The sequence below is a fragment of the Plantibacter sp. ME-Dv--P-122b genome (assembly GCF_030209375.1).
Taxonomy (GTDB): domain Bacteria; phylum Actinomycetota; class Actinomycetes; order Actinomycetales; family Microbacteriaceae; genus Plantibacter.
In genome coordinates, this window is the sequence record NZ_JARVSC010000004.1 from 21,355 (window position 1) to 42,544 (window position 21,190).

Here is a 21,190-nt window from a genome sequence, read left to right on the forward strand (position 1 = left end):
TCGCGACGCTCCTCCACAGGACTCGGTCCAGAGCGGCACGCCCGCTCTGAGAGAACACCCGCGCCGTGGTCAGGTGCCGTCGCTAGGCTGATCGGCATGACTGACGCGCAGCTCGCCTCCGGCATCGACCGCTCCGAACTCGACCCGGCCGTGCGGCCGCAGGACGACCTCTTCCGCCATGTGAACGGCAAGTGGATGGACCGCACCGAGATCCCCGACGACAAGGCCCGCTGGGGATCGTTCCACCAGCTGGCGGAAGACGCCGAGAACGCCGTCCGCGACATCATCGAGGAGTCGCAGACGAACCCCGACGGCGAGGAGGGCGTGAAGATCGGCGCCCTGTACGCGAGCTTCATGGACGTCGACCGGGCCAACGCCCTCGGCGCGACGCCGCTCGCCGACCAGCTCGCCCGCGTTGCAGCGGTCGACTCCGTCGAGGCCTTCCTCCGCCTGTCCGGCGAGTTCGAGGCGGAGGGCGTCGGCGGCTTCCTGCAGCTCTTCGTCGACAACGACCCGGGCAACCCCGAGCGCTACCTCGTCTTCGCCGAACAGGGCGGCATCACGCTGCCCGACGAGTCCTACTTCCGAGAAGACACCTTCGCCGAGATCCGCGAGGCCTACCGCGCTCACCTCCAGACGATGTTCGAGCTCGCCGGCATCGACGACGCTGCCGCACGCGCCGACCGCGTGTTCGCCCTCGAGACGGCGATCGCGTCCAAGCACTGGGACAACGTCGCCACCCGCGACAGCGAGAAGACGTACAACCTGTACTCGTGGGACGAAGCGGCGGCGCTCGCCGCGGGCGCCGACCTGGACGGCCCGGACCTCGCCGTCTGGCGCGACGCGATCGGCGCCGCCGACGCCGTGTTCGCCGAGATCGTCGTCCGCGAGCCGAGCTTCCTCGAGGGCCTCGGGGAGCTCCTCGTCGACGAGCAGCTCGAGTCGTGGAAGGACTGGCTGGCCTGGAAGGTCGTCCACGGTGCCGCTCCGTACCTCTCCGAGGAGTTCGGTCGTGCCAACTTCGACTTCTACGGTAAGACCCTCACCGGCACGCCGCAGCAGCGCGAGCGCTGGAAGCGCGGCGTCTCGCTCGTCGAGGGCATGCTCGGCGAGGCCGTCGGGCGCATCTACGTCGACCGGCACTTCGGCGCCACGTCGAAGGACGAGATGGACGTTCTCGTGGGCTTCCTCGTCGAGGCGTACCGCGACAGCATCGAGCACCTCGAGTGGATGAGCCCCGAGACCCGCACGCGCGCGCTGGAGAAGCTCGACAAGTTCACGCCGAAGATCGGCTTCCCCGTCAAGTGGCGCGACTACTCGGCGCTGGAGCTCGAGGCCGACGACCTCCTCGGCAATGTCCGTCGGGCCAGCCGGTTCGAGATGGACCGCGAGCTCGGCAAGATCGGCAAGCCGCTCGACCGCGACGAGTGGTTCATGACGCCGCAGACGATCAACGCCTACTACAACCCCGGCTTCAACGAGATCGTGTTCCCCGCCGCCATCCTCCAGTACCCGTTCTTCGACGCCGGCCGCGACGCCGCCGCCAACTACGGGGCGATCGGCGCGGTCATCGGTCACGAGATCGGGCACGGCTTCGACGACCAGGGGTCGAAGTTCGACGGCGACGGCCGACTCACCGACTGGTGGACCGAGGCCGACCGCGCGGCGTTCGAGGAGCGCACCGCGTCGCTCATCGAGCAGTACAACGCGCTGGCTCCCGCTCAGGTGCCCGACCACCACGTGAACGGCGCCCTGACGATCGGCGAGAACATCGGCGACCTCGGCGGGCTCGGCATCGCCTGGAAGGCGTACCTGCTGTCGCTCGAGGGCGCGGAGCCGCCGGTGATCGACGGCCTCACCGGTGCGGAGCGGTTCTTCCTCTCCTGGGCGCAGGCCTGGCAGCAGAAGGGACGCGACGCGGAGGTCATCCGACTGCTGTCGATCGACCCGCACTCGCCGAACGAGTTCCGTTGCAACCAGATCGTGCGGAACATCGACGCCTTCTACGAGGCGTTCGGCGTGACCGAGTCCGACGCAGCGTGGCTCGCCCCCGAGGAGCGCGTCACCATCTGGTAGCGCCGCCTCTCGCGGAGCCTGTCGCCCCCTGCCGATGACCCCAGTAGTGGGACATGCGGAGGGCCAGTGGGCGCTGCGAGAATCACTCTGGAGTCGACGAATCGTCATCCCGATGCACTCGTGAAGCTCATGGCGCGAGACCCGAACAGCGCCTGAGTGGACCTGGTCCGATCCGTCCGGTTCACAGCAGCGTCGCCGTCGATATCGCCACAGCCCCCGCCGTCCCCCGGCCTGGGCGAGGCGGTACCGGCGGCGACGTGCTCCACTCCCCGCGAACCCGTAGAATCGCAGGCGTGTCTAAAGTCTTGAGCAGCCTCCCCGTCGGCGAGCGCGTCGGCATCGCCTTCTCCGGAGGTCTCGACACCTCCGTCGCCGTCGCCTGGATGCGCGAGAAGGGTGCCGTCCCGTGCACCTACACCGCCGACATCGGCCAGGCCGACGAACCGAACATCGGCGCAGTCCCCGACCGCGCCAAGGAGTACGGCGCCGAGATCGCGCGCCTCGTCGACGCGAAGTCGGCGCTCGTCGAGGAGGGCCTCGTCGCGCTCCAGTGCGGTGCGTTCCACATCCGCAACGCCGGCAAGACCTACTTCAACACGACGCCCCTCGGTCGCGCCGTGACGGGCACCATGCTCGTCCGCGCGATGAAGGAGGACGGCGTCGACATCTGGGGCGACGGCTCCACCTACAAGGGCAACGACATCGAGCGGTTCTACCGCTACGGCCTGCTCGCCAACCCGCGCCTGCGCATCTACAAGCCGTGGCTCGACGTCGACTTCGTCAACGAGCTCGGTGGCCGCAAGGAGATGAGCGAGTGGCTCGTCGCCCGCGACTTCCCGTACCGCGACTCGACCGAGAAGGCGTACAGCACCGACGCCAACATCTGGGGCGCCACCCACGAGGCCAAGCGCCTCGAGGAGCTCAGCTCCGGCATGGAACTCGTCGAGCCGATCATGGGCGTGCCGTTCTGGCGTGAAGACGTCGCGATCGCCTCCGAGGTCGTCACCGTCACCTTCGAGGCCGGTCGCCCGGTCGCGCTCAACGGCGTCGAGTACGCCGACGCGGTCGCGCTGGTCCTCGAGGCCAATGCCATCGGCGGTCGTCACGGCCTCGGCATGAGCGACCAGATCGAGAACCGCATCATCGAGGCGAAGAGCCGCGGCATCTACGAGGCCCCCGGCATGGCGCTCCTCCACATCGCGTACGAGCGGCTGCTCAACGCGATCCACAACGAGGACACGGTCGCCAACTACCACAATGAGGGTCGCCGACTCGGCCGCCTCATGTACGAGGGCCGCTGGCTCGACCCCCAGTCGCTCATGCTGCGCGAGTCCATCCAGCGCTGGGTCGGCTCCGCCGTCTCCGGCGAGGTCTCCATCCGTCTGCGCCGCGGCGACGACTACACGATCCTCGACACCTCGGGCCCGGGCCTCAGCTACCACCCCGACAAGCTCTCGATGGAGCGCGTCGGCGACGCGGCGTTCGGTCCCGACGACCGCATCGGTCAGCTCACCATGCGCAACCTCGACATCGCGGACTCGCGCTCGCGGCTCGAGCAGTACGCAGCGGCCGGCATCGTCGGTGGCGCGACCGCCGACCTCGTCGGCAAGCTCGAGCAGGGTGAGGCGCAGGAGATCCTCGGCGGCGAGCTCCTCGACCCGACCGCCGATGCCCTCGAGCGCGCGACCGACCTCGCTTCCGAGGGCGCCGCGTTCGACTCCGGCACCGACTAGTCGCACCCCGCAACGCAGAACGCCCGCCGCATTCCAGGAGTGCGGCGGGCGTTCTGTCGTGGTCCTCCCCGTTCCGTTCTCAGGAGTGCCGCGGTGCGTCGAGCAGGAGTGCTTGCGACACGCCGGACGACTCCTGAGTTGGGGACGGCAGGGGTTCACAACTCAGGACGGGTGCGGCGTGTCCCGCGGGACACGCCGGCCGGTCGATGTGACCCGCCGGGGCCGTCCTGAGTTGTGAACCGACCGGACCTCCGCAGGGACGGGTGACTCCGCGTGTCGACCGGGTGTTGCGTTGTCCCGAACTCAGGACTGCTGCGGCGTGTCGGGTGAGACACGCCGGGCGGACGGCGCGACGCGCCGAGACACTCCTGAGTCAGGGACGGCGGCGGAGGACGAGGACGCTGTCGTCGAGCTCGGCGGGCTCGCCGTCGGGTCCGATCGCGGCGCGCGCGACGAGGCCGGCGGTGACGACGTCCCAGTCGGACGCCTCCAGTTCCAGGGAGGCGTGGACCTCGTCGGGCGTCGGGAAGTGCGCGTGCGCGATGTGGTCGGTCGCCCAGGGTGGCGGGCCGGCGTGGCCGACGATGAGGAGGATGCCACCCGGGGCGACCGCCGATGCGGCACGGCGCAGGACCTCCTCCCGGGGGAATTCGACGGGTGAGTGCAGGAAGGTCGCGGTCACGAGGTCGAACGACGCCGACGGTTCCCACTCGACGAGGTCGGCCTGCACCCAGGTGATGCGATCGGCGACCCCGGCCTCGCTCGCGGTCGACGCTCCGAGGGCGAGCGCGCTCGGGGAGATGTCGACGGCGGTCACGGACCAGCCCTGCCGGGCGAGCCAGACGGCGTCGGCGCCCTCCCCGCTGCCGAGCTCGAGCGCGGTGCCGGGTGCAGTTCCGCCCACCTCGCGTTCGAGTGCGGCGTTCGGCTCGCCGCTCCACACCTGGCCGCGGCTGCTGTAGCGGTGCTCCCAGAAGGCGGCGGGATCGGTGATGGCGGGCTCGTGCTCGGAGGTCATGGCATCAGCCTGCCGTGACACCGGCTGCGAACGCCCGTTTCTTGCCGGAACGGCAACGGGAGGTTGTCACCTGGCGGCCTTCGACACTTCGACAGGCTCAGTGACCGGGTTGCGGCTCAGGGACCGGGTTGCGGCTCAGTGACCGGGTTGCGGATGGGCTGATCCGGTCACTGAGCCTGCGAAGTGCACGCGGGGAACGACGGTCCGGTCGCCGCCCGTCGACAGGCCCAGGGGACCGGGCATCGACGCCGCGTCCTGCGTCAGGCGCGGAAGTTGAGCGCCAGGTCGATCAGGAGGCGCGTGCCGTACCCGGTCGCGCCCTTCGACCGCCAGGACTCGTCCGACTCCACGAGCATGGTGCCGGCGATGTCGAGGTGCGCCCACGGGATGTCGCCGACGAACTCCGCGAGGAACAGCGCGGCGAGCGTCGAACCGGCGAACCGGCCGCCGATGTTGGCGAGGTCCGCGACGTCCGAGTCGAGCTGCTTGCGGTAGCTGCGTTCGAGCGGCAGCTGCCACAGCTGCTCGTCGGTGGCTTTCGACGACGCGAGCGTCTGGTCGACGATGCCCTGGTCGGTGCCGTGCACGGCCGCCGTCTTCGTGCCGAGCGCCATGATCGCGGCACCGGTCAGGGTCGCGATGTCGACGATCGCGTCGGGCTCCTCCTCGACGGCGAGGCTCAGGCCGTCGGCGAGGACGAGACGACCCTCGGCGTCGGTGTTCTTGATCTCCACGGTGGTGCCGTTGCGGAACGTCAGCACGTCGCCGAGCATCGTGGCCGAGCCCGAGGGCATGTTGTCCGTGCACATGAGGAACGCCGTGACGCTGCTCGTGCAGTGCAACTCCTCCAGCGCCGTCATGGCGGACAGGATCGCTCCGGCGCCCGCCATGTCCATCTTCATCGCCGCGTGGGACGGGTCGGACGGCTTGAGCGAGATGCCGCCCGAGTCGTACATGATGCCCTTGCCGACGAGCGCGAGGTGTCCTGCGGCCTCGATCGGCGAGCCGTCGTCGTCCTTCGGGGTGTACCGGAGCTTGATCATGCGCGGTTCCTCGACGCTGCCGGCGTTGACCCCGAGCAGGCCGCCGAGACCGAGCTCGATGAGCGCGTCCTTGTCGAAGACCTCGACGTCGAGCCCGTTGGCGGCACCGAGCGTCTCGGCCACGTCGGCGAGGTCGGTCGCCGTGAGGTGTCCGGGAGGCGTGTTCGCGAGGTCGCGCGCGAGGTTCGCCGAACGGGCGAGGACCTCGCCACGGTGCGCGCCGGTCGCGGTCTCCGGCAGGTCTTCAGCGCCGGCGACGAGGTGGAGCGCGACGAGCGGGGTGCGCTTCGTCTCCCGCTTCAGCTCGGTGTAGCGGTACCGGGCGAGGAGCGCGCCCTCGACGACGAGCTGGCCGGCGGAGGCCGGGTCGAGGTCGAACGAGCGCGCCACGTCGAGGCCGATGCTCGCGAACGAGGATGCCGCACGGGCGAAGGCCGCAGCGATGTCGCGGAGGGCTGCCGGGGTGCGCTTCTCTGGGGCACCGACGCCGACCGCGATGTACGTCGGGGCGTCCTGGCTGGGGATGACGAGCGTCTGGCCGACCTCACCGGTGAACCCGGCGCGGGTCAGGGCCGCACGGTCGAGTCCGAGCGCGGCGGGGATGTCGTCGCCGGCGCCGTCGGCTGCGGGGGCGACGGCCAGGCCGATCGCCTCGACGCCCTCGGGGAGTTCGATCGCGACGCTCAGCTCGACCGCCTCGGCGTCGAGCGAGGGTGTGCGGGAGAAGGTCGGCGGGATCAGCTTGGTGGGGCGGGATGGCATGCAGCGTCCTTCGTCTCGGAGTCGGGCTGGATCCATCGTATGGGCCTCACCTGGCCGCTGACGCGAGGGGTCTGGCAGGATGCCGGGATGGGTGCATGGGGAACGGCGATCTTCTCGAACGACACGGCGTCGGACATCCGCACCGAGTACCGCGAATACGTGCAGGACCGGGTGCCGGACGACGAGGCGACGCGACGGACCATCGCGTCCTTCGCCCACCTGGTGGAGCGGGAGGACGGCGAGCTGTGGATCCCGCTCGCGGCCGCGCAGAGCGAGGTCGGCCGGCTCGACGCCGACGTGCGGACGCGGGCGCTCGCGGCGATCGATCGCGGTGCCGACCTCGAGTTGTGGGCCGAAGCGGGCCCGGGGGAGGTCGCCAGGCGGACCGCGGCCCTCGATCGTCTCCGCGAGAAGCTCCTCGGCCCGCAGCCCGCACCGAGGCGCCTCCGTCGATCGTGGCGCCACGTGGAGGACGACCTGACGCCGGGCGACGTCCTCGCGTTCACGGCCCCCAACGGACGGACGGCGCTGTTCCGAGTGGCCGGCATCCATCGGTCCCGATACGGCGACTCACCCGAGCTCGACGTGCTCGACTGGGTGGGCGAGCAGGTCCCCGGGCCGGAGACCCTGGCGACGCTGCGAGCGAAGCGCGAGCCGGCGTCATTCAGTCTGCCGGAGCGGCCGGTCGTCTGGCGGCCGGATCGGTTCCGCAAGACGGACCCGGTGTGGCACGAGGTCGGCTTCGTCCGTGTCGCACGCCTCGAGGGGTGGCCGAATCGAGCGGGTCAGACGCCGGGCCACTCCGGCCTCTGGCGGGTGCTCAACCTGGTCGTGACCCGCGACCTCCTCGACGGGACCTGGTGAGGTGAGGCGGATCGCGTGCACCTCGCCACCGCGTGTGTCGGAAGCACACCGTTTGTGCCATGCGCGACCATTCCTTTGAGTGCATCATATATACCCATTTGGGGTATACTCGGTGCAGTGAAGACGCATCGAGGTGGAGGGGCCGGCGCAGCAGCTCTCGCGCGACGTCCTCTGAGGGTGGCGCGTCCGGTGGATCTCGCTGACGTCTATCGCAATCCGTCGAAGGAGCTGTCGCGGCTCGAGCAGTCCGGCAAGGTGGTTCGGCTTGCGTATGGGTTCTACATCGCTGTGCCCGATGACCGCATCGGCACGGACTGGAGGCCCACGCTCGAGAGTGCCGGTCTGGCGATCGCCACGGCCATGCAGGGCGATCGGGTGCCGGTCCTCATGGGCCTCGGCGCTGCTCGCTTTCATCGAGCCATCCCTCGTGCGGTCGCGGTGACCACGATCGCGGTGCCGTCGAAGCGGAATTCCATCCGGTTGTCCGCTGGTGGCGAGGTCGTGTTCGTCACGCGTGACGTGGACCGATTGGAGGCCCGCCTCGAACGGTTGGATCTCGGGAGCGGGCTCGTCACGACGGTGGAGCAGACCGCGTTCGACCTCCTCATGCGGCCTGGGCTTGGAGGCATGCCCGCAGAAGCTGCAGAGGCGGTGACCAACCTCACCCCTCGAGTCGATGCGGGTGAACTCCAACGGATCGCCTCACGCCACGGGCGGATGAACGATGCCGTGCGAGCGCTCATCTCGAGGCGGGAGGAGGCCGAGGATGGCAGCTGAGCGGACTCCGACCCCCGGCGTCCTCAGTGCAGCCGAGCGCAGACGAATCGAGGACCAGTTCGGCGTCGAGACCGCGCAGGTGGTTCGAGACCATCTGATCTCCCATGTGCTGGCAGTGCTTTCGGAGACCGTCGCCGACGAGGTGATCTTCTTCGGTGGCACGGCTCTCGCTCGAACCCATCTCCCGTTCCTCCGGCTGAGTGAAGACATCGACCTCATCGCCGTCGGGTCGCGGGCGCAGGTCGGCCGCCGAATCGAACAAGCGGTCCGAGGCTCACTGCAGCGGACCTTCGGTGAGGTGCTGTTCCTTCCAGGATTCGACGCGACTCGCGGATCAGAGCCGGTCGTCCTCAGCGTCGATGCCAGCAGCATCCAGCTGCAGCTGCTCGACCGTGTCGGCTACCCGAAGTGGCCGACGGAACGCCTCGAACTGGTGCAGCGGTACAGCGACGCGCCGCCCGCGTGGCTCACGGTGCCGACCCGTTCGGCGTTCGTGGCGGCGAAGGTCTCCGCCTGGGCCGATCGCAGGGCGCCGCGTGATCTGTACGACCTGTGGGCGCTCCAAGCGCACGGCGCGTTCGACGTCGAGGCGGCACGCCTGTTCGCAACCATTGGGCCGGGTGGGCGACCCAACGCACGGACCTTTGACACAGCACCGGACGGCGTCGAGTGGCAGCGCGCGCTGGCTCACCAGGGCCGTATCGACGTGGACCCGGAAACTGCGCTCACGATCGTCCGAGACGCTTGGTCGCGTCTGAGCTGACCGTACGCCAGTCTCGACCGGCATGTGAGGTGGGGCGGATCGTCGCTCGCGGGGTGCGCGGGCGACGATCCGGCTCACCTCAGCGGGAGGCGACGAGCGCGGCCCGGACGTCGTCGCGCGGTTCCGCCTCGACGGCGTGCGCGTGCGCCTGGGCGAGCACGTCCGCGATGACCACGCGCTCGCCGGACTCGGCGGACCGCACGGCGGCCTCCACCATCGCGAGGCTCAGCACGTTGGCGTGCACCTCACCCGACGGGACACGGCCCGTGCGCAGGGCATCGACGAACTCCACGAGCGAACCGGCGATCTCCTCCGGCACGTCCGGCTCGAGCTCGGCGGTCTCGACCTCCGACGGTGACCCGCCCTGCGGTGCGAGCTGCCGCTGCGGAGCGGTGTCGCCGTCCCAGACGGCCGTGCCGTGCTCGCCGTTCACCCGCCAGCTGCCGTTCCAGGAGGTCTCGACGCCGTCCGCACACCAGCTGCCGCTGTAGGTGTAGCGGACTCCGCCGGCGAACTCGAAGATCGCGGTCGCGGCGGCGTCGGCGGAGAACCAGCTCCACCCCGGGTTGTACTCCTCGCAGTACACGGCGATCGGGTCGCTGCCGAGGACGTAGCGGGCGGCGTCGAAGGCGTGGATCGCCATGTCGACGAGCAGCACGTGCGCCATCTCCTCGCGGAAGCCGCCGAAGTGCGGAGCCTTGAAGAACTCCGTGGTCGCGGACCCGAGCCGACCGAGCGTGGCGACCTGCTCCCGGAAGGCGGCGATCGACGCGTAGTAACGCCGCGACTGACTCGTCATGAGCAGCTGCCCGCTGGCCTCCGCCGTCGCCGCCAGTGAGAGCGCCTGTGCGACCGTCGGAGCGATCGGCTTCTCGCAGAGCACCGGCAGCTCGGCGAAGAGCGCCTCGGTGTTGACGGGGTGGTGCGCGGCGGGCACGGTGACGTTGACGACCGCGTCCGCCCCCGTCGCCTCGGCGACGACCGACACGCTGGTGCCGACGACGACACCCTCGGGGCCCACCGGGAGCCCGGCGTCGGTCACCGCCGACTCCGCGAGGGCCGTGTCGAGGTCGACGACGCCGACGAGTTCCGTGTCCGGGTTCGCGAGGATCGTCCGCAACCACGCCCGCCCCATCCCGCCCGCACCGACGAGCACGAGCCGGACGGGCCCGGTGGCGTCCGCGAGGGTCGCGAACCCACCGTCGACAGGAGCGCTCATCGCGCGAGCGCCCCTTCGTACCCGCGGCCGTTGTAGAAGTCCTCGGTCTCGTACCGCAGCAGGACCGGCACCGCGCGTTCCGGACGCAGCGTCTGCGCCCAGCGCACACCGTTCGCGAGGACGCGTCGGACGTGCTCGTGGTGGTAGACGGGGTAGTCCTGGTCGCCGGGGGAGAAGAAGAAGATCTTGCCGAAGCCGCGCTTGTAGGTCATGCCGGAACGGAAGACCTCGCCACCGGTGAACGTCGACAGGAAGACGAGCTCGTCGGGTGCGGGGACGTCGAAGAACTCGCCGTACATCTCCTGTGCCGGGATGATGAACGGGTGTGGGATCCCCTGGGCGATCGGGTGGGTGGGGTCGACCGTCCAGACGATCTCGCGGTCCTCCTCCGACCGCCAGCGGAGCGTGCACGAGGTGCCCATGAGCTTGCCGAAGATCTTCGACCAGTGGCCCGAGTGCAGCACGAGCAGGCCCATGCCGGCGAGTACGTGCTGGTGCACGCGCTCGACGACCTCGTCGGCGACCTCGCCGTGAGCCGCGTGGCCCCACCAGACGAGCACGTCGGTCGCGGCGAGCACCTCCTCGGTGAGTCCGTGCTCCGGCTCGTCGAGCGTGGTCGTGGTGACCACGGCATCGGCGCCGAGGTGCTCCTCGATGCCCTCCTTGATGGTCGTGTGCATGCCGTCCGGGTAGATGGCGCGGACCTTCTCCTCGATCTGCTCGTGGCGGTTCTCGCCCCAGACGAGGACGCGGATGGGGGTGCTGCTGTCGGACATGGTGGTGCTCCTTCGAGGATGCGTTGCGTGGTCGGAGAGGGGGTCGGAGTGGTCGTCGGTCATTTCACGGCACCGCCCGTGGCGCCGGCGGCGATGAACCGCTGGGCGATGACGAGCAGCAGGATCGCGGGCAGGGACGAGAGGACGGCGGTCGCCATCACCGCGCTCCAGTTCGAGACCTGCGAGCCGAGGTACTGGTAGATGCCGAGCGTCACGGGCCGGACGTCCTCCGTCGTCGTCAGCGTCAGGGCGAACAGGAAGTCGCTCCAGGAGAAGAGGAAGGCGAACAAACCGGCGGTGATGAGCACGTTGCGACTCACCGGGAGGACGATCGAGACGAAGGCACGCACGTGCCCTGCGCCGTCGACGCGTGCCGCCTCCACGATCGACGGCGGGATGGTCTGCATCGACGCCCGCAGGATGAGGATCGCGAACGGGATGGCGTGCGAGGCGTCGGCGAGGATCAGCCCGGGGATCGAGTTGAGCAGGCCGAGGTCGTTGTACGCGGAGTAGAGGGCGTTCGCGATCACGATGCCCGGGATCATCTGGGCGATCAGGATCACGAGGAGGGCGATGCTGATCCACCGGAACCGGAACTGCGCGAGGGCGTAGGCCGCTGGGGCCGCGATCGCGAGGGTCAGGACGACGGTGCCGAGTGAGATGACGAGGCTCGTGACGAGGTGCCCGCCCTGGTCAGCGATCGCCTTCTCGTACCCGGCGAAGCTCGGGTTGACCGGGAAGAAGTCCCCCGTGAGCGTGTTGCCCGACGGTTGCAAGGACGCGTTCACCATCCAGTAGACGGGGAAGAGCATGATCGCGAGGATGAGGATGCCGAGGACGGTGTAACCGAGGTGGCGTCGGTCGCCGCGGTGTCGACGCGGGCCGACCGGGGCGAAGCGGCGCGTCTGCCGGCCGCCGGTCACGATGCTGGTCGTGGTCATGAGGGTCCGTGTCCTTACTCGTCGACCGCGCGTCGGTTCACGCGCAGGTAGACGATGGCGAAGAGGAGCGAGATGACGATGAGGATGTTGCTGAAGGCCGCACCGACACCGAACTCGAAGCCCACGAACGACTCCTGATACGACCGCACCGCGAGGGTCTGGGTGGCGTTCGCCGGCCCGCCGTTCGTGAGGCCGAGGATGATGTCGAGCACCTTGATCGTGTAGACGACGCCGAGCACGAGCACGACGCTGACCACGGGGCGGAGGTTCGGCCAGGTGATGTGGCGGAACGCCTTCCAGCCGGTCGCGCCGTCGAGCGCTCCCGCCTCGTAGAGCTCGTCGGGGATGTCCTGGAGGCCGCCGTAGAGGATCGTGACGTTGAACGGGATGCCGATCCAGATGTTGACGAGAACGACCGCGAACAGGGCCACCGACGGGCTCGTCAGCCAGGGGACGCCCGACAGGCCGATGGATCCGAGGGCGGCGTTCAGGACGCCACTGTCCTGGTCGAGGATCGACCGCCAGGTGGCGCTCGACACGATCAGGGGGAGGAGCCAGGGGAGCAGCAGCATCGCGCGGAGGAACGAGCTCAAGGGGAAGCGTCGCTTGAAGAAGACGGCGAGCGCGAGCCCGATTACGAACTGCCCGGCGATCGACCCCACCGTGAACAGCGCCGTGTTGAGCAGTGCCGGTGTGAACAGCTGGGAGCTGAACACGGTCACGTAGTTCGCGAACCCGACCCACGGTGCCTCGCCCGTGAAGAACGTCTTCGTCGTGTACTCCTGGAAGCTCATCGTGACGTTCTTGACGACGGGGTAGCCGAAGAACAGGACGATGTAGAGCGCTGCGGGGAGGACGAAGCCGAGCTTGATCAGGTCTTCCCGGCGGAACCGTCGGCCCCGGCGGCCGGCCCCGGCGGGGGTGCGCTTGGTCGGCGCGCCCCCGTCGGTGCTGCTGGACCGCTGGTCGGTCTTCCGGTCCTGGAGCGATGCTCCGGCGATGCCACTGCTCATCGGGATCAGCCCGCGGCCGCCTGCTTGAACGCCTCTTCAGGCGTCGCCTGCCCGGTCAGGGCGAGCTGGATGGCGGTGTAGATCTCGGTCGCGGCCTCGGGCCACTCCTCGCCGAGTTCGCCGGTGCGCGAGCGGGCGTTGGCGACCTGCTCCGTGAACGCGGCCATCTCGGGGACCTTCGCGACGTACTGCTCGGCCAGGGCCGTCTTCGTCGGGACGGTGAAGCGGGCCTCGGCGAGGGCGAGCTGGTTCTCGTCGCTCGAGATGCACTCGACGAACTTCGCCGCCTTCGCCTGCTTGTCCTTGTCGCCGGTCACAGGGACGGTCCAGACCTCGCCGCCGAGCGGGGCGACAGGTGTCTGGCCGGCTTTGTTGACCGGAACCTGCACGCTGCCGTACTTGAGGTCGGTGTCGGCGCTGAGGGCCGGGATCTGCCACGGGCCGTTGATCATCATCGCGGCCTTACCGGCCATGAACTGGTCGTTCACGTCGGCCTGTGACCAGTTGATGACGCTCTTCGACGCCGAACCCGAGTTCACGAGGTCGACCTGCAGCTGGAGGGCCTCGGCGACGGCAGGCGTCGTGAGGTCGGCCTCGTCGCCGCCGTTGGTCCACATGAACGGCAGGAACTGCCAGCTGCCTTCGTAGGTGGCGATGGAGCTGAATGCCAGCCCGTAGGTGTCGCCCTCGGTCAGTGCAGCCGCGGCCGTCTTCAGTTCATCCCACGTGGTCGGCGGGGTGATGCCCTTCGCCGCGAGGAGGTCCTCGTTGTAGAAGAGGCCGAGGGTGTTGACCGTCGGCGCCAGGCCGTAGACCTCTCCCTCGTAGCTCGCGGCGTCGAGGATGCCCTTCGCGAAGCCCGAGGTGTCGACGTCGTAGTCGCTGAGCGGCGAGAGGCCCCCGGTCGCGGCGATCTCCTGGACGTCCGGGTTGTCGAGCATGAGGACGTCGGGCAGCGTCTTGGACGACGACTGCTGGAGCACCTTCTGGATGAGGTCCTTGCCGGGGACGGTCTCGCGCTTGATCTTCACGCCGACGTCGTCCGCGCACCGGTCGAGGGCGTCGCCCACGAGGGTCTTGTCGGGTTCGTTGTTGTAGTAGTCGAGGATCGTGAGGGTGCCGGCGTCGCCTCCAGCCGCCGCGCCATCGCCACCGCTGCACGCGGTGAGGGCGAACGGGGTGATCGCGAGGATCGCGAGCGATCCGAGCACGTGCGGCCGACGGATGATGCGTGGCCGGGTGTCGCGGGTGGTCGTGGATCTCATGTCATGGCTCCTTTGCCTGGTGAGTGGTGTTCGTGATGCGGTGGTGATCGTGGTGCGGTGGGTGGTTCGGTCAGCGGTCGAGCGGGATCCAGGCGGCACCGGCGTCGGCGCTCGCCGAGACAGCGGTGAGCACGCGCTGCACCCGGAGGCCGTCGGCGAAGCCCGGTTCGGGCGCCCGGTCGGCGGCGAGGTCACGGGCGAGGTCGGCGACCTCGTGGATGAAGGTGTGCTCGTAGCCGAGGCCGTGCCCTGCCGGCCACCAGGCGTCCGCATACGGGTGGCCGGGTTCGGTCACGAGGATGCGCCGGAAGCCCGCCTCCTCGGCCGGAAGGGTGTGGTCGTGGAACTGCAGCTCGTTCATACGCTCGAAGTCGAAGACGAGCGATCCGTCGGAGCCGTCGACCTCGAGCCGCATCGCGTTCTTGCGGCCGGTGGCGAAGCGGGTGGCCTCGAAGGTCGCGAGGGCGCCGCCGTCGGTGCGGGCGATGAACACGACCGCGTCGTCGACGGTCACCCGTCCGGTGAGGGATTCCGCCGCGTCTCCATCCTCAGGATCGTCGCCCGCGGTGGCGCTGAGGCCGCTCGACGAGGTGGGCAGCGGCCGCTCGGTGACGAAGGTCGAGGTCAGGGCACTCACGCCGGTCAGCTCCTGCCCGGTGACGAACTGTGCGAGATCGATGATGTGGGCGCCGAGGTCGCCGAGCGCACCGGAGCCGGCCTGGTCGGCGTCGAGTCGCCAGACGAGCGGGAACGTGGGATCCGCGATCCAGTCCTGCAGGTACTGGGCCCGGATGTGACGGACCGTCCCGAGACGCCCGTCGGCGACGAGCCGTCGCGCATAGGCGAGCGCGGGGGTGCGTCGGTAGCTGAAGCCGACCATCGCGCGCACGCCGCGCGCCGCCGCCCGTTCGGCCGCGGCGTTCATCCGCTCGGCCTCCTCCAGCGTGTTCGCGAGCGGCTTCTCGCACAGGACGTGGATACCGGCGTCGAGAGCGGCGATCGCGATCTCGGCGTGGAGGTGGCCAGGGGTGCAGATGTCGATCACGTCGATGTCGCCGCGGGTGAGGAGCGCGCGCCAATCCGTCTCGACGTCGGCGATCCCGAACCGGTCGGCGAACCCGCGGGCGGCATCGGCGTCGCGACCGCTGACGGCGACGAGGTCGACCCCGCGGCCGAGGTCGAAGAAGCGGGGAGCGGTGGTCCAGGCCTGCGCGTGGATGGTGCCCATGAAGCTGTACCCGACGATCGCGACGCGCAGCGGCTGCTCGGACCGGTTGTCGTCGATGGTCGGTACAGGCATCAGCACGGCTCCTTCGCCGGTCGAGGTCGGATCGCGCAGACCGGAAAGTTAACCGGTTTACTGCGCGCTTCGGGAACCAGCATGCACCGCGTCGTCGGTGCCGTCAAGGAGTAATTTAACCGGTTTACCGAATCGTGATCCGTGAGAGACTGACCGGACACACCGCACCTGAACGGGGATCCATGGCAACGATGCGTGACGTCGCGCGACTCGCAGGGGTCTCGGTCGCCACGGTGTCGTTCGTCGTCAACGACTCGAAGCCGGTGTCCCCGGCCACCCGCCTGCGGGTGGAGTCGGCCATGGTCGAACTGGACTTCCGCCGGAACGCGGTCGCCCGCGCGCTCGCGAGCCGACGAACGCGCATCATCGCGCTGCTGTTCCCGGTGCTCCAGCATCGACTGTCCGACAACGCGGCCCGCTTCTTCACCGGTGCTGCGGAGGCTGCCGCGGAGCTCGGGTACACCGTCGTCCTCTGGCCGGAGCCGAGCGACCCCGACGCGCTGCGCGAGTTCACCTCCGATGGCCTCATCGACGGCGTCATCCTCATGGAGGTGCGGCTCGACGACCATCGGGTCGACCGTCTCCTCGCGGCCGGGACGCCCCTGACCCTCATCGGTCGGACGCGCGACCCCTCCGGTCTCGACTACGTCGACGTCGACTTCGAGGGGATGGTCGAGTTGTCCATCGACCGCTTGCAGGCCCTCGGTCATCGGGAGTTCGCCCTGCTCGAGGAGGTCGAGCGGGCCGACCTCGACGGTTACGGCCCCGTGGTCCGCGTGCAGGAGACCTTCCACGCCGTGTGCGCAGCCCGTGGGCTCCGCGCTCGGACGCTCCAGTGCACCCCCGATCCGGCCGGTGGTCGCGCGATCGCGGCGACCCTCCAGGAGGAGGCTCCCGAGGTCACCGCCGTCCTCGTGCTCAACGATCGGGCGGCCCTCGGTTTCGTGAGCGAGCTCGGCAGGCGCGGCGTCTCGGTCCCCGACGACCTGTCCGTCGTCCTCGTCGCCTCCACCCGAGAGGTGTCGGAAGCGGCCGACCCGGCGCTCGCCGTCACGTTGCTTCCCGCAGCCCAGCTCGGACGGATGGGCGTCGAGACCCTCGTCGGCCGGCTCGACGGCACCCTCGGTGAACTGCGTCACGAACTCGTCATGGGCGCCTTCCTCGAGGGCGCGTCCCTCGCGCCGCCGCCCGAATGAGTCATCTCGTCGCGTGAGCGGCCCTCGACCGACCGGTCACCGCACCTCAGGGTGCCGGGAGGACTCCGCCGCTCGGTTCGCGATCGCCCGGTGCCGTGCCTGTCCGATCAGTGATTGGGTGTAGCCGACGCGGTTCATGGTGTCGTGTCGGGCGAAGTCGGTCGAGATCGGGACCTGCTCGGTGTAGGTGTACGGGCCGGCCTGGACGTTCACGGAGACGAACCCCGAGACACGCCTCTCCTTCGCGAAGAGGAACAGCAGGCTGAGGAAGAAGAACCAGATCAACACGATGACCAGCACGATGGCCCACGCCGGGGTGTGGGTGGTCGTCGAGGTCTGATCGCTCGACGTCACGTTGACGTCCGCGAGTGGCCACGTGCCGGCGGGTGTCATGATCACGTCCTCAGTGACCCTGATGTTGCCGATCTGGACGAGGAGGGGCTGTGGCATCGGCGGGAGCTGGGTGGTCATGGGCATCGACCATAACCAATCGGTCCAGACCGCCGCCGAAGTTCTCCACAGCCCATGATGGAGTGGAAGCCGGGGTGGCAGAGCCCCGTCACGGTCGTTGGAGGCCGATCCGCGGGTAGAGCGCGCGGAGCGTCTGGTCCAGCCCGCCCGTGAGCGAGCTGACCCCGTGGTCGCCGCCCGGTATCGCGAAGGTCTGGACCTTCCAGCCGGCGGACGTCGCGGTGGCTGCGGCACGCCGCATCATGTCGGTGTAGACCGCGTCAGCCGTCCCAGCGGAGAAGAACGCCTCCGTGTCGGCGTAGTGCGTCTTCGCCATGATGGTCGCCGGTTTGATCGCGTCGTACGCGTTCTGGTCGCCGGCGAACATCGTGCGCAGACTGTCCGCAGGGACGCTGGCGCCGGGATACTCCTCACCCGAGACGCTGACGACGTTGCCGAAGGTCTGCGGGTACTTGGCTCCGTAGTAGATCGCACAGCTGCCGCCGGCCGAGTACCCGGCGACCGTCCAGTCCTTCGGCGACTGGAGGATGTGCAGGTTCGCCTTCGCCCACGGGAGGACGTCCTGCGTGACGTAGGTCTCCACCTTCCCGTACCGCCCGTCGATGCACAGCGGGTCGACCGAAGGGTCGCCGAGCTGGTCCACGACGAGCGCGATGGGGGCGAGCCCCTGGTGATCGGCGGCGATCGCGTCGAGCGCCTCGCCGATCCACTTCGCGTCGGGGTCACCCGGTTGTCCCATCATCATGAGCACGAAGGGGAGTGCCGGGGGATCCTTCACGAGCGCCGCGGGTGGGTAGTAGACCTGCGCCGGGCGGGCGTTGAACCCGGAGTTCGTGTTCGGGATCCGGTCGCCCGCGGGGAGCGGGCCGAACCTGCCTGTCTTCGGTAGATCGGCCGGCGGCTTCCACGTCTCGTACAGCGGCCGGGACGGGTCACCGGTGGGCGTGCTCGTCGGCGTCACGAGGGTGATCGGCTTGCGGTTCTGGACGTGGAACATCGACCCGAGGGTGGTCTGGACGCCGTACGCGCCGTTGACGCCCAGCGCCGCAGTCGCGCCGAAGACGATGATGCACGCGGCGGCGATGACGCGCCGCTTCCACGCGACACGCCAGCAGATCGTCAGGATGGCGAGCGCGATCCCGGCGAAGGCGCCGATGAACCAGGGCTCCGCGGAGCGGATCAACGGCCCGCCGAACAGGTTGAGCACGTCGAAGACCAGCCACACCGTCCCCAGGGCGAGGAGCGCGCCGGCCAGGAGGGCGATGACGGCGCTCAGGTACCACAGCAGCCCGGAACGACGGATGACGAGGTACAGCAGGCCGGCGATGCTGAGCCCGTCGAGCACCCAGACGAGCGGACCGTCGATGACGTCGAGGTTCCACAGCCAGTCCATCGATGCTCCATCCTGCGTACCGCGATGGTTGTCAGGCTAAGCGGCCGCCCTGAGCGGGACAAGGGCCGTTGGGCGTCCTCACGGGCTCGCCCATAGGATTGAGGGGTTCCGGGAGCGGGCGCCAGCCAGGCGTCAGCACCGGAAGGTACCGCCGCGTGGCAAGCGGCACGGAGGATCCACACCCATGGCAGAGCAGTCCCATCTCGAGTCCGTCATCACCCTGGCACAGCACCGCGGCTTCGTCTTCCCCTCGGGAGACATCTACGGCGGTACGCGGTCCGCGTGGGATTACGGGCCCTTGGGTGTCGAGCTCAAGGAGAACATCAAGCGCCAGTGGTGGAACGCGTTCGTCCGAGGCCGCGGCGACATGGTCGGTCTCGACTCCGCCGTCATCCTGCCCACCCCGGTCTGGGAGGCGTCCGGTCACGTCAAGGTCTTCAGTGACCCGCTGACCGAATCGCTCATCACCCACAAGCGGTACCGGGCCGACCACCTCTTCGAGGCGTACGAGGCCGAGCACGGCCACCCGCCGGAGAACGGCCTCGCCGACATCCCCGACCCAGAGCACCCCTCGAAGATCGGCCAGTGGACCGAGATCCGCCAGATGTCCGGCCTCCTGAAGACCTTCCTCGGCGTCGTCGACGATGAGTCGGGTCTCCACTACCTGCGTCCCGAGACGGCGCAAGGCATCTTCACGAACTTCGCGAACGTGCTGCAGACGGCCCGCAAGAAGCCGCCGTTCGGCATCGGCCAGATCGGCAAGGCGTTCCGCAACGAGATCACGCCCGGCAACTTCATCTTCCGCACCCGTGAGTTCGAGCAGATGGAGATCGAGTTCTTCGTCGAGCCCGGCACGGACGACGAGTGGCAGCAGACCTGGATGGACCTCTGCTGGGCCTGGTTCATCGACCTCGGCATGACGCCCGACAACATCCGTTGGTTCGAGCACCCGCAGGAGAAGCTGGCGCACTACTCGAAGCGCACCGTCGACATCGAGTACAAGTTCGGCTTCGCCGGCAGCGAGTGGGGCGAGCTCATGGGCGTCGCGAACCGCACCGACTACGACCTCAAGGTGCACGCCGAGCAGTCCGGCAAGGACCTCAGCTACTTCGACCAGGCCAAGAACGAGCGGTACATGCCGTACGTCATCGAGCCGTCGTTCGGTCTGACCCGTGCGCTCATGGCCTTCCTCGTCGACGCGTACGAGGAGCAGGAGCTGCCGCCGAACGCCAAGGGCAAGATCGAGAAGCGCACCGTGCTGCACCTCGACCCGCGTCTCGCGCCCGTCAAGGTCGCTGTGCTGCCGCTGTCCCGCAACGAGGCGCTGTCGCCGCTCGCCCGCCAGATCGGCGACGAGCTGCGCGGCTCGTGGAACATCGACTTCGACGACTCGGGCGCGATCGGCCGCCGCTACCGTCGTCAGGACGAGATCGGCACCCCGTACTGCGTGACCGTCGACTTCGACTCGCTCGAGGACAACGCCGTGACCGTCCGCGACCGCGACAGCATGCAGCAGGAGCGCGTCGCCATCGACGAGCTGTACGCCTACCTCGCCACCCGCCTCAAGGGCGCGTAGGCCTCCGCCGCTGCACCCGAACGCCCGCTCGCCCATACTCGGGCGAGCGGGCGTTTCTTCGCCCAGAAATGGGCGAACGGATGCGGGTCGCTCAGGCTAGGCGTTGCCGAGTGAGGTGTCGAGGAACGCGAGCGTCTTCACCCAGGCGTCGGCGGCAGCGTCCTCGCGGTAGGTGATCGTGTTGGTGTCGTTGAAGAAGGCGTGCCCGGCGTCGGGGTAGACGGTCGCGGTGAACTCGACCCGCGCGTCCTCCATCGTCGTGGTCAGCTCGGGCAGGCTCTGCATGAGGCCCTCGTCCTGGTCGCCGTAGAACGCGAGGACGGGGCAGGCGATGCTCGTCACGGCATCGGGCTCGGGCGGGTAGCCGTAGAACGGGACGGCGGCGCGGATGCGGCGGTCGGCCGCGGCGAGCGCGAAGCTGTAGCCGCCACCGAAGCAGAAGCCGACGACGGCGACGCGGCCGTCGATCCCCTCCTCGTCGAACAGGGCGTCGACGGCCTTCCCCAGGTACCCGAGCGCCTCCTCGGCGTACTCGGGCGACTTCGAGACCGAGAGCTTCTCGCGAAGCTTCGGTTGTGCCGCGGTCCGCGTCGCCTCGTCGCTGTTGAAGACGAGGCTCTCCAACTCCGCACCGATCTCGGGCGTGACGCCGGCACCGCTCAGGATGTCGGGCGCGATGACGAGGTAGCCCTCCGCGGCGAACCGGTCGGCGACGTCGGTGATGTGCGGTACGAGGCCCCAGATCTCGTGGATGAGCACGAGCCCGCCGCGGAGCTCGACGCCCTTCGGCGGGTCGGCGCGGTAGGCGGTGAGGCCCTTGGTCAGCGTGATGGTCGTCATATCGCCAGTGTCCCAGCCGACGCTCCGCACCGGCTGGGGGTTGCGTCGGCCTCGGGAGTTATCCACAGATTCTGAATCAGCATCCACACTGATGTTTCAGATGACTACAGTCGAGTTGTGGCGTGCCCACGGGCCGGCTCTCCTCACCGCGAGGCGGCCCGAAG

General features: G+C 69.2%; 18 protein-coding genes. 7 read left to right on the forward strand and 11 right to left on the reverse strand.

Annotation, left to right across the window (positions count from 1 at the left end):
- The first annotated feature begins 96 nt into the window (after positions 1-96).
- Positions 97-2,076, forward strand: coding sequence for a M13 family metallopeptidase (locus QRN19_RS10295; protein WP_285026779.1), 1,980 nt, complete (start codon positions 97-99; stop codon positions 2,074-2,076).
- Positions 2,077-2,369: 293 nt separating this feature from the next.
- On the forward strand, positions 2,370-3,809 hold the full coding sequence (gene argG / locus QRN19_RS10300; RefSeq protein WP_071261487.1) for an argininosuccinate synthase: 1,440 nt from the start codon (positions 2,370-2,372) through the stop codon (positions 3,807-3,809).
- A 373-nt stretch (positions 3,810-4,182) separates the two neighbouring features.
- On the opposite strand, the gene QRN19_RS10305 is transcribed toward argG, so the two are convergent.
- Both QRN19_RS10305 and QRN19_RS10310 read right to left on the reverse strand, forming a co-directional pair.
- Entirely contained in the window at positions 4,183-4,827 is a 645-nt protein-coding gene (locus tag QRN19_RS10305; protein WP_285026780.1) for an SAM-dependent methyltransferase, read from the reverse strand.
- Positions 4,828-5,087: 260 nt separating this feature from the next.
- Positions 5,088-6,632, reverse strand: a complete 1,545-nt coding sequence (locus QRN19_RS10310; RefSeq protein WP_285026781.1) for a leucyl aminopeptidase — start codon at positions 6,630-6,632, stop codon at positions 5,088-5,090.
- Positions 6,633-6,719: 87 nt separating this feature from the next.
- Between QRN19_RS10310 and QRN19_RS10315 the strand changes: the two genes are divergently transcribed.
- From QRN19_RS10315 to QRN19_RS10325, 3 genes are all read left to right on the forward strand, one after another.
- On the forward strand, positions 6,720-7,496 hold the full coding sequence (locus tag QRN19_RS10315) for a hypothetical protein (protein ID WP_285026782.1): 777 nt from the start codon (positions 6,720-6,722) through the stop codon (positions 7,494-7,496).
- Between the two features lie 189 nt (positions 7,497-7,685).
- Positions 7,686-8,273 (forward strand): type IV toxin-antitoxin system AbiEi family antitoxin domain-containing protein, encoded by a 588-nt coding sequence (locus QRN19_RS10320; RefSeq protein WP_285026783.1) that lies wholly within the window; start codon positions 7,686-7,688, stop codon positions 8,271-8,273.
- Positions 8,263-9,036 carry a nucleotidyl transferase AbiEii/AbiGii toxin family protein gene (locus QRN19_RS10325; protein WP_285026784.1) on the forward strand — a complete coding sequence of 258 codons (774 nt, stop codon included), beginning with the start codon at positions 8,263-8,265 and terminating at the stop codon, positions 9,034-9,036. Before QRN19_RS10320 ends, QRN19_RS10325 begins: the two co-directional genes overlap by 11 nt.
- A 79-nt stretch (positions 9,037-9,115) precedes the next feature.
- Here the strand turns inward: QRN19_RS10325 and QRN19_RS10330 are convergent, their stop codons facing one another.
- The 6 genes from QRN19_RS10330 to QRN19_RS10355 form a co-directional block, all read right to left on the reverse strand.
- Positions 9,116-10,255, reverse strand: coding sequence for a Gfo/Idh/MocA family protein (locus tag QRN19_RS10330; RefSeq protein ID WP_285026785.1), 1,140 nt, complete (start codon positions 10,253-10,255; stop codon positions 9,116-9,118).
- Positions 10,252-11,031, reverse strand: coding sequence for a ThuA domain-containing protein (locus tag QRN19_RS10335; protein ID WP_064295429.1), 780 nt, complete (start codon positions 11,029-11,031; stop codon positions 10,252-10,254). Before QRN19_RS10335 ends, QRN19_RS10330 begins: the two co-directional genes overlap by 4 nt.
- Positions 11,032-11,090: 59 nt before the next feature.
- Positions 11,091-11,972: a carbohydrate ABC transporter permease gene (locus QRN19_RS10340; RefSeq protein ID WP_502928145.1), complete on the reverse strand. Its 882-nt coding sequence runs from the start codon at positions 11,970-11,972 to the stop codon at positions 11,091-11,093.
- A gap of 14 nt (positions 11,973-11,986) precedes the next feature.
- Positions 11,987-12,985 carry a carbohydrate ABC transporter permease gene (locus tag QRN19_RS10345; RefSeq protein ID WP_285026786.1) on the reverse strand — a complete coding sequence of 333 codons (999 nt, stop codon included), beginning with the start codon at positions 12,983-12,985 and terminating at the stop codon, positions 11,987-11,989.
- Between the two features lie 5 nt (positions 12,986-12,990).
- The gene (locus QRN19_RS10350; protein WP_285026787.1) at positions 12,991-14,250 is read right to left on the reverse strand and encodes a sugar ABC transporter substrate-binding protein; all 1,260 of its coding nucleotides are present in this window, start codon (positions 14,248-14,250) and stop codon (positions 12,991-12,993) included.
- A gap of 70 nt (positions 14,251-14,320) precedes the next feature.
- Positions 14,321-15,550, reverse strand: a complete 1,230-nt coding sequence (locus tag QRN19_RS10355) for a Gfo/Idh/MocA family protein (protein WP_285026788.1) — start codon at positions 15,548-15,550, stop codon at positions 14,321-14,323.
- Positions 15,551-15,732: 182 nt separating this feature from the next.
- Here QRN19_RS10355 and QRN19_RS10360 point away from each other — a divergent pair, with 182 nt between their 5' ends.
- A complete protein-coding gene (locus tag QRN19_RS10360; RefSeq protein WP_285026789.1) occupies positions 15,733-16,746 on the forward strand; it encodes a LacI family DNA-binding transcriptional regulator in 1,014 nt (337 codons plus the stop codon).
- Positions 16,747-16,782: 36 nt separating this feature from the next.
- Here the strand turns inward: QRN19_RS10360 and QRN19_RS10365 are convergent, their stop codons facing one another.
- A complete protein-coding gene (locus QRN19_RS10365) occupies positions 16,783-17,217 on the reverse strand; it encodes a hypothetical protein (RefSeq protein ID WP_274498980.1) in 435 nt (144 codons plus the stop codon).
- 88 nt (positions 17,218-17,305) lie between these two features.
- Positions 17,306-18,610, reverse strand: coding sequence for an alpha/beta hydrolase (locus tag QRN19_RS10370; RefSeq protein WP_285026790.1), 1,305 nt, complete (start codon positions 18,608-18,610; stop codon positions 17,306-17,308).
- Positions 18,611-18,794: 184 nt separating this feature from the next.
- Here QRN19_RS10370 and QRN19_RS10375 point away from each other — a divergent pair, with 184 nt between their 5' ends.
- Positions 18,795-20,186 (forward strand): glycine--tRNA ligase, encoded by a 1,392-nt coding sequence (locus QRN19_RS10375; protein WP_137242790.1) that lies wholly within the window; start codon positions 18,795-18,797, stop codon positions 20,184-20,186.
- 96 nt (positions 20,187-20,282) lie between these two features.
- On the opposite strand, the gene QRN19_RS10380 is transcribed toward QRN19_RS10375, so the two are convergent.
- Positions 20,283-21,026: a dienelactone hydrolase family protein gene (locus QRN19_RS10380; RefSeq protein ID WP_285026791.1), complete on the reverse strand. Its 744-nt coding sequence runs from the start codon at positions 21,024-21,026 to the stop codon at positions 20,283-20,285.
- Positions 21,027-21,190: the final 164 nt, after the last annotated feature.

Excerpts from the sequence above, each read along its gene's own strand:
- QRN19_RS10295 (WP_285026779.1), top strand. The coding sequence starts at position 97 with ATGACTGACGCGCAGCTCGCCTCCGGCATCGACCGCTCCGAACTCGAC.
- QRN19_RS10305 (WP_285026780.1), bottom strand. The coding sequence starts at position 4,827 with ATGACCTCCGAGCACGAGCCCGCCATCACCGATCCCGCCGCCTTCTGG.
- QRN19_RS10310 (WP_285026781.1), bottom strand. The coding sequence starts at position 6,632 with ATGCCATCCCGCCCCACCAAGCTGATCCCGCCGACCTTCTCCCGCACA.
- QRN19_RS10315 (WP_285026782.1), top strand. The coding sequence starts at position 6,720 with ATGGGTGCATGGGGAACGGCGATCTTCTCGAACGACACGGCGTCGGAC.
- QRN19_RS10325 (WP_285026784.1), top strand. The coding sequence starts at position 8,263 with ATGGCAGCTGAGCGGACTCCGACCCCCGGCGTCCTCAGTGCAGCCGAG.
- QRN19_RS10330 (WP_285026785.1), bottom strand. The coding sequence starts at position 10,255 with ATGAGCGCTCCTGTCGACGGTGGGTTCGCGACCCTCGCGGACGCCACC.
- QRN19_RS10335 (WP_064295429.1), bottom strand. The coding sequence starts at position 11,031 with ATGTCCGACAGCAGCACCCCCATCCGCGTCCTCGTCTGGGGCGAGAAC.
- QRN19_RS10340 (WP_502928145.1), bottom strand. The coding sequence starts at position 11,972 with ATGACCACGACCAGCATCGTGACCGGCGGCCGGCAGACGCGCCGCTTC.
- QRN19_RS10345 (WP_285026786.1), bottom strand. The coding sequence starts at position 12,985 with ATGAGCAGTGGCATCGCCGGAGCATCGCTCCAGGACCGGAAGACCGAC.
- QRN19_RS10350 (WP_285026787.1), bottom strand. The coding sequence starts at position 14,250 with ATGAGATCCACGACCACCCGCGACACCCGGCCACGCATCATCCGTCGG.
- QRN19_RS10355 (WP_285026788.1), bottom strand. The coding sequence starts at position 15,550 with ATGCCTGTACCGACCATCGACGACAACCGGTCCGAGCAGCCGCTGCGC.
- QRN19_RS10360 (WP_285026789.1), top strand. The coding sequence starts at position 15,733 with ATGGCAACGATGCGTGACGTCGCGCGACTCGCAGGGGTCTCGGTCGCC.
- QRN19_RS10365 (WP_274498980.1), bottom strand. The coding sequence starts at position 17,217 with ATGACCACCCAGCTCCCGCCGATGCCACAGCCCCTCCTCGTCCAGATC.
- QRN19_RS10370 (WP_285026790.1), bottom strand. The coding sequence starts at position 18,610 with ATGGACTGGCTGTGGAACCTCGACGTCATCGACGGTCCGCTCGTCTGG.
- QRN19_RS10375 (WP_137242790.1), top strand. The coding sequence starts at position 18,795 with ATGGCAGAGCAGTCCCATCTCGAGTCCGTCATCACCCTGGCACAGCAC.
- QRN19_RS10380 (WP_285026791.1), bottom strand. The coding sequence starts at position 21,026 with ATGACGACCATCACGCTGACCAAGGGCCTCACCGCCTACCGCGCCGAC.